General features: G+C 77.4%; 1 pseudogene. It reads right to left on the bottom strand.

Features of this window, described 5'->3' with window-relative positions:
* Positions 1-583 (bottom strand): annotated as a pseudogene (locus ND748_RS33475) (hypothetical protein); the annotation flags it as partial.

Genomic DNA, 583 nt, shown 5'->3' with positions numbered 1-583 from the left:
CACCCGGCCCGCAACTGCGCCGAGGCCTCGCGGTCCCGCTCCTGCGCGCCGACCTCACCGGCTCCCGCCTCGGCCGCGGCCCGCGCCTGCGCCTGGGTGGCCGCCGAGACGAAGGCGGCGTGCACGTCGGCGACCGGGTCACGCACGGTGGCCTGCTCAACCTCCCCGCCGGTCCCGGCGGTGAAGAACACCTGCACGGCCCGGTACGCGCCGAGAACTCCGAGCATCTCGTCGGGGGTGACCGGGGCAGCGAGGCTCGCGACGGCGTAGAGGTCCGCGGCGGGGGCTGCGGCGGTCAGGGACGCCAGGTTCTGCCGACTGGCCTCGAGGTACTCGGCGACGGAGTCGTGTGCACCGGGGCCGATCGTGACCGACGGCGTCAGGGGCTGCGCTGCCGGCGGGGAGCCCGCCGACGCATCGGCGGGCGCGCTCGCGTGGGACGGCCGGTCCCGGTCGACGCTCTGCAGCATCGCCGCCGCCGCGCTCACCACGATCAACACGACGAGCCCGAGGACGAGCACCCGCGCCCCCCGGTCCACCACGCCGCCGGGCGCGACGCCGACCACGTCGAGCAGGGCCGGCG

The organism is Frankia sp. AiPs1, from assembly GCF_023716945.1.
Taxonomy (GTDB): domain Bacteria; phylum Actinomycetota; class Actinomycetes; order Frankiales; family Frankiaceae; genus Frankia.
Note: the sequence above shows the minus strand (reverse complement) of the source record. Positions and strands in the feature narration are given on the sequence as shown.